This window comes from Mariniflexile sp. AS56 (assembly GCF_030552475.1).
In the GTDB taxonomy this organism is placed as follows: Bacteria; Bacteroidota; Bacteroidia; order Flavobacteriales; family Flavobacteriaceae; genus Mariniflexile.
The window spans coordinates 1-6,409 of record NZ_JAUPED010000037.1 but is presented as its reverse complement, the minus strand read 5'-3'; the positions used below and the strand labels follow the sequence as shown (position 1 = coordinate 6,409).

The following is a 6,409-nucleotide window of genomic DNA, read 5'->3' as shown; positions in this document are numbered from 1 at the left end:
GATACGAGCAATGCAGTATGGCAAGCAGCCGACTGTGATGGCGATGGCGATGCCAACGGAACGGATCCAGATTCAAATAACCCATGTGTTTACACAGCAGGCAGCACACCAGATACGAGCAATGCAGTATGGCAAGCAGCCGATTGTGATGGCGATGGTGATGCCAACGGAACGGATCCAGATTCCAACAACCCATGTGTTTCCACAGCAGGCAGCACACCAGATACAAGCAATGCAGTTTGGCAAGCAGCCGATTGTGATGGCGATGGTGATGCCAACGGAACGGATCCAGATTCAAATAATCCATGTGTTTACACAGCAGGCAGCACACCGGAAACGAACAATGCAGTTTGGCAAGCAGCCGATTGTGATGGCGATGGTGTAACCAATGGAGATGAAACCATTGATACGACAGATGTTAACGATCCTTGTGATTTTAATAGCTCAAGTATTACTATGCCGGTAACTGTTACTTGTAATGAAAACTTCGATTTAGAGATTTCTAAAGAAGTTGATACAGAAAAACCAACGGTAGATGAGGAAGTTGTCTTTACAATTATGATTTCTAATATCGGAGATGTTTTAGCAACGAACGTTGTTGTAGAAGAAGTTATGCCGAGTGGATATACCTATGTGTCTTCAGTAGCGACTTCAGGAAGCTATTCTTCTAATAATGGAGAATGGACTATCGATCAATTACCTCCTGGAGATGTACAGTTATTAGAAATTACAGCTAAAGTTTTAGGCTTCGGTGATTATCAAAATACAGCATTTATATTAAGTGCAGAAGGCGGAACAGATGTAAATGGCGATAATAATACATCTACAGCATCTGTAACACCTACATGTTTAACCATATACAATGAGTTCTCTCCAAACGGCGATGGTGATAATGATACGTTCGTAATTGATTGTATCGAGAATTACCCAAACAACACATTAGAGGTTTATAACCGCTGGGGTAATATTGTATATACCACGAAAAATTATTCTAACAATTGGGATGGAACATCTAATGGTAGAGTAGTTTTAAATGAATCGGATAAACTTCCTATTGGTACTTATTATTATGTATTAGATCTAGGAGATGGTTCGAAACCAAAAGTTGGTTGGTTATACATTAACAGATAATTAATTTATAAATAAAATACAGTAGAAAATGATACATAAATTAGTTTTAAAAGGATTGACATTAGCCATGTTTGTGCTGCTAATAAATACAGGTTTTGCTCAACAAAATCCACAGTATACGCAGTACATGTATAACACGATGAGTGTTAATCCTGCCTACACAGGTCAAAGAGACGTTTTAAGTATAACAGGTTTATATAGAACCCAATGGGTAGGTATAGACGGGGCTCCAAAAACACAAACTTTTTCGGCGCATTCACCACTTAGAAACGAAAAAATAGGGTTGGGTTTATCAGTTGTAAACGATGCCTTGGGGCCTGCAACCGAGAATTATATTGATGCTAATTTTTCATATACCATTTTGTTAAATCATTCATACACAAAACTATCTTTTGGAGTTAAAGCAGGAATACAATCACTACAAACAGATTGGAGCAAGGGAAGGTATAAAAACCCAGATGCCATGTTTAATGAAAACCTTAGTTTATTTTCTCCTACAATTGGAACGGGTTTGTATTTACATAACCAAAACTGGTATTTAGGTGTGGCTATTCCTAACTTTTTAACAACCAAACATTATGATGATTTTCAAGAATCTGTAGCTTCAGAACGCTTGCATTATTATGCCATTGCAGGGTATGTTTTCGATATAAACGACCAAACAAAATTAAAACCAGCAGCCTTAGTGAAAGCTGTTTCTGGGGCACCAATAATTGCAGATCTTTCGGCGAATCTTTTATTAAGAAATAAATTCACTTTAGGTTTAGCTTATAGATGGGACGATGCTTTTAGTGGTTTGTTAGGCTTTCAAGTGTCAAACGGACTTTATATAGGCTATGCTTACGATGCTACCACTACAAAGTTGAATAATTATAATAGTGGTTCTCATGAAATTATGCTACGCTTCGAATTACAAAAATTAGGAAGAATTATTTCACCTCGATTCTTTTAAAACTGGATACTTATGACTAAAAATAGAATAATAACAATCGTTTTTTGCTTCCTAGTTAGTTTGGGATATGCTCAAAAAAAGAAACTTCGACATGCTAATTATGCCTATAATGATTTTTCATATGTAAAAACCAGCGACATCCTGTTGGAAGTGGCGAACAAAGGCTATAAATCGGTTGATTTGTATAAGAAACTAGGCAACTCCTTTTATTTTAATAATAAGATGGAAGATGCTGCTAAATGGTACGGCGAGTTAATGGGTTTAGATGATTTTAATTTAGAAGCTAATAACGATCCGGAATATTATTACAGATATGCACAAGCACTAAAAACGGTTGAAAATTATGAGGAATCTGATAAATGGATGCGAAAATTTTCAGAATCAACCGAGAATGATAAACGCGCCAGTAATTTTGAATCGACCCTCAACTATTTACAAAAGATTGATTTACAAAGTGAAGATATTGAGGTTGTCAATTTACCATTCAATACTTCAGTATCAGATTTTGGTACCGCTTTATTTGAAAATCAATTTGTTTTTGCTTCTACCAGAGGAACAGGTAAAAACTACAGATGGAATGATCAACCTTTTTTAGAGTTGTTTGTTGTTTCAAAAACGAATGATGGTGTGTTTGAGAATTTGCAAAAATTCAATGATAACTTAAACACCAAATTTCACGAATCTTCTGTAGCATTTATGCCAGATGGTAACCGTATGTTTTTCACAAGAAATAATTTTTTCAAAAGTCAATTTAAACGAGATAAAGCGGGTGTAAATAGGTTGCAATTATACTCAGCACAAAAGACTGAAACTGGAGGGTGGAAAAACATAAAATCAGTTCACTTTAATGATCAATCATATAGTGTCGCACATCCAACAATTAACGCAAAAGGAGATAAATTAATTTTTGCTTCAGATATGCCAGGAACTGTAGGTCTTTCAGATTTGTACATCGTAGATATTAATGAAGATGGTACGTTAGGAGTTCCTGAAAATTTAGGGAATGTTATTAATACAGAAGCTAAAGAAACCTTTCCGTTTATTAATGAAAATGGTGATTTGTATTTTTCTTCAAATGGTTTTTCAGGATTGGGTGGGTTGGATGTTTACCGAATTTTAGATTTTCAAAACAGGCTTGAAAAAAAACAACCTTTCATTGTCGAGAATGTTGGAAAACCTATTAATAGTCCGAAAGATGATTTTGCTTATTATGAAAATTTAAAAACACGTGAAGGTTATTTTTCATCGAATAGGCCAGGAGGTAAGGGTGATGATGATATTTATTGGTTTAAAATACCAGATTGTGCTCAAAACCTAGCAGGAAAAGTACTAGACAAAAAAACAAACGAATTACTCAATGGGGCTAAAGTACAACTGCTTAATGCCAATGGCGATGTGGTAACAGAACAGCTTGTTGGTGAAAATGCCGTATATAGTTTTAATGTATTAGATTGTGAAACAACCTATTTAATTCGTGCTTCAAAAGATAGCTATGAAACTTCAGAGGAGCGTATTATAACCTCAGTAAATAGGAGGGATTCTATAGGTTTAGATATGCCATTAATTAAAGATGAAGTGGCAATTACAGAAGGCACGAACTTACGCGAAGCCTTTGATCTGAACCCTATTTATTTCGATTTAGATAAAGCAAACATTCGTCCAGATGCCGAGATTGAATTACAGAAAATCATAGCTGTTTTAAATAAATATCCAGATATGAAAATAGATGTGAAGTCGCACACAGACAGTCGTGCAACCACAGGATACAATAAAAATTTATCTAACCAGCGTAATAAATCTACGATGAGTTATTTAGTAAAAACAGGCGGTATTGATGCCAAAAGAATAACAGGTAAAGGTTATGGTGAAAGTGAATTAATAAATAAGTGTGCAGACGGGGTGCCTTGTACAGAAGAAGAGCATCAACTAAATAGAAGAAGCGATTTTATAATTATAAAAATGTAACATATTTTAAATGAAGCAATAAAAAAGGTTATCGGTTGATAGCCTTTTTTATTATGCGATAGTTTAGAATTAAGTTAGTATTTTTGCGTTATATGCTAAATTAGCATGGTAATTAAGTTGGTGCTCAATAAAATTTGCTTAGCAAATGGCATCTAACAAATTGAAACAATGTAAACGCCCAGATGAAAGAAGAACAGGTTATTCTTGTAAACGAAAACGACGAGCAAATAGGCACCATGCCTAAAATGGAAGCACATGAAAAAGCACTGTTACACAGAGCCTTTTCAGTATTTGTGTTTAATGATAAAAATGAATTAATGCTTCAGCAACGTGCAGCACATAAATACCATTCCCCTTTATTGTGGACTAATACCTGCTGCAGCCACCAACGTGTTGGGGAAACCAATATTCAAGCAGGAAAGCGCCGCCTTATGGAGGAAATGGGCTTTGTTGTAGAATTAGAAGATACCATTTCATTTATCTATAAAGCGCCTTTTGATAATGGCTTGACAGAGCATGAATTCGACCATGTTTTAATAGGTAAATACACTAGTATTCCAGAAATTAACCCAGAAGAAGTCGCCAGTTGGAAATGGATGACTCTAGAAGCTGTAAAAGAAGATATGTTAAACCAGCCAGAAATATATACCGAGTGGTTTAAAATTATATTCGATAAATTCTACGAACATATAAACATTACACAATGAAAGTAACCGTTAGTAGAAAGGCGCATTTTAACGCAGCACACCGTTTGTACAGAAAAGATTGGACGCACGAAAAAAACGATCAGGTGTTTGGTAAATGCAATAACCCTAACTTTCATGGTCATAATTATGAACTCATTGTAAGTGTTACTGGTGAAATTGATCAAGAAACAGGTTATGTTATCGATATGAAGGTTTTAAAAGACATCATTAAAGATGAAGTTGAAGAAGCCTTCGATCATAAAAATTTGAATTTAGAAGTGCCCGAGTTTAAAGATTTAAACCCAACGGCAGAAAATATAGCAGTGGTTATTTATAATAAGATGAAGTTGAAAATTGATTCTAGTTTAAAACTAGAAATAACACTTTTTGAAACACCACGAAATTTTGTAACCTATTCAGGAAACTAAAAAAAGAAATTCCCAAGAGCATCTCTTGGGAATTTTATTTAACAAGCAGTTCTATTCGTACTGTACTTTTTCTCCGCAGGAAAATCAAATAAAGCACTGCAAATACGTTCTTGGTGATTTGCCTTAGCTTTTTCTTTTGTAACAGTAATGTTAACCACGTAGCCTTCCTTGTTTTGTTTTACTAATTGGGCTTGAATGGTTAGTTTATCATTCACAAATGCATTTTTATACATTTTAAATTTAAAATCGCCAATCTCGGGGATGTCTTGTAAATAAAATTCTTTTACGGGGTAAGCGGCAATACTTTTAATTTTATCGTAAAGTATGTGGGCTAATAAGAAGCCGTTACCATTACTTATATCTTTTGTAACTATGAATGGGGTGTTTATGTGATGTGTTTTCATGACTTTGTTGTTTATGGGTATAATAATAAAGGCGTTAAATTGTGATGGTGGTACGTGCTATATAGAACGTTCGTACAAATAGTGGCGTTGATAAAAAATTGAATTTTCTGTTTCATCGATTTTAGTGTTTTCATAATGTTTAAAGATTTAATTAATATAAAATAAAAAAGGTGCCTTTTAAAAAAAGCACCTTTGTGTATATAGTTATAATTGTATTATTTAACGTTTATTCAAGATGCATATAAGTTTTGGATTGGGCCATAAAGCAAGCCACCGTCTTCACCTGTAGAGAGGCGCGGTTACAAATTTGCTTATATGACATCTTTATTGCATTCATTTAAACCAAAAGTAGTAATAAAATTTTATAAATTAGTGCTCTTTTAAGAGAAAATTGTATAAAATAATGTAATTTTGCATGAAATTAAAAATATTGAATTATGGCAAATGTTAGAAACCTAAAAAAAGATATTAATTACGTTTTAGGAGATATTATTGAAGCAGCTTATGTTTGGGAATTAACCAACGCAAGTAAAGACAGTAAAAAGAGCGAAGCAGTTATTGATGAAGCAATTATTACTTTTGACGAATTAATTTCTAAAGTTAATGCAAAGAACGTTGAGAACCCAAAAGCTCATTTTAAGGCTATTAGCGCAGAGTTAGAAACTAAGGGAACTGCATTAATTGAAAAAATTAATAATTTAGCATAAATTTTTTGGCGGAGTGCTTGCAAATTTAAAATTTGCGACTATATTTGCACCCGTTAAAGCGCCGATGTAGCTCAGCTGGCTAGAGCAGCTGATTTGTAATCAGCAGGTCGTGGGTTCGAGTCCCTCCATCGGCTCT

General features: G+C 34.4%; 7 protein-coding genes and 1 tRNA gene. 7 read left to right on the top strand and 1 reads right to left on the bottom strand.

Annotation, left to right across the window (positions count from 1 at the left end; translation table 11 throughout):
- The 5 genes from Q5N74_RS18695 to Q5N74_RS18675 all read left to right on the top strand — a co-directional run.
- Positions 1 to 1,131: gliding motility-associated C-terminal domain-containing protein (locus tag Q5N74_RS18695; RefSeq protein WP_304390520.1), on the top strand; the 1,131-nt coding region annotated here is incomplete at its 5' end.
- A 28-nt stretch (positions 1,132 to 1,159) separates the two neighbouring features.
- Positions 1,160 to 2,083 (top strand): type IX secretion system membrane protein PorP/SprF, encoded by a 924-nt coding sequence (locus Q5N74_RS18690; protein WP_304390519.1) that lies wholly within the window; start codon positions 1,160 to 1,162, stop codon positions 2,081 to 2,083.
- A gap of 12 nt (positions 2,084 to 2,095) precedes the next feature.
- Entirely contained in the window at positions 2,096 to 4,048 is a 1,953-nt protein-coding gene (locus Q5N74_RS18685; RefSeq protein WP_304390518.1) for an OmpA family protein, read from the top strand.
- Positions 4,049 to 4,230: 182 nt separating this feature from the next.
- A complete protein-coding gene (gene idi, locus Q5N74_RS18680; protein WP_304390517.1) occupies positions 4,231 to 4,755 on the top strand; it encodes an isopentenyl-diphosphate Delta-isomerase in 525 nt (174 codons plus the stop codon).
- Positions 4,752 to 5,162, top strand: a complete 411-nt coding sequence (locus Q5N74_RS18675; RefSeq protein WP_304390516.1) for a 6-carboxytetrahydropterin synthase — start codon at positions 4,752 to 4,754, stop codon at positions 5,160 to 5,162. Before idi ends, Q5N74_RS18675 begins: the two co-directional genes overlap by 4 nt.
- A 38-nt stretch (positions 5,163 to 5,200) precedes the next feature.
- Here Q5N74_RS18675 and Q5N74_RS18670 read toward each other — a convergent pair whose 3' ends face one another.
- The gene (locus Q5N74_RS18670) at positions 5,201 to 5,566 is read right to left on the bottom strand and encodes a hypothetical protein (RefSeq protein ID WP_304390515.1); all 366 of its coding nucleotides are present in this window, start codon (positions 5,564 to 5,566) and stop codon (positions 5,201 to 5,203) included.
- 437 nt (positions 5,567 to 6,003) lie between these two features.
- Between Q5N74_RS18670 and Q5N74_RS18665 the strand changes: the two genes are divergently transcribed.
- Together Q5N74_RS18665 and Q5N74_RS18660 are read left to right on the top strand one after the other, a co-directional pair.
- Positions 6,004 to 6,273, top strand: a complete 270-nt coding sequence (locus tag Q5N74_RS18665; RefSeq protein ID WP_304390514.1) for a hypothetical protein — start codon at positions 6,004 to 6,006, stop codon at positions 6,271 to 6,273.
- Between the two features lie 60 nt (positions 6,274 to 6,333).
- Positions 6,334 to 6,407, top strand: a tRNA-Thr gene (locus Q5N74_RS18660).
- The last annotated feature ends 2 nt before the right edge of the window (positions 6,408 to 6,409 follow it).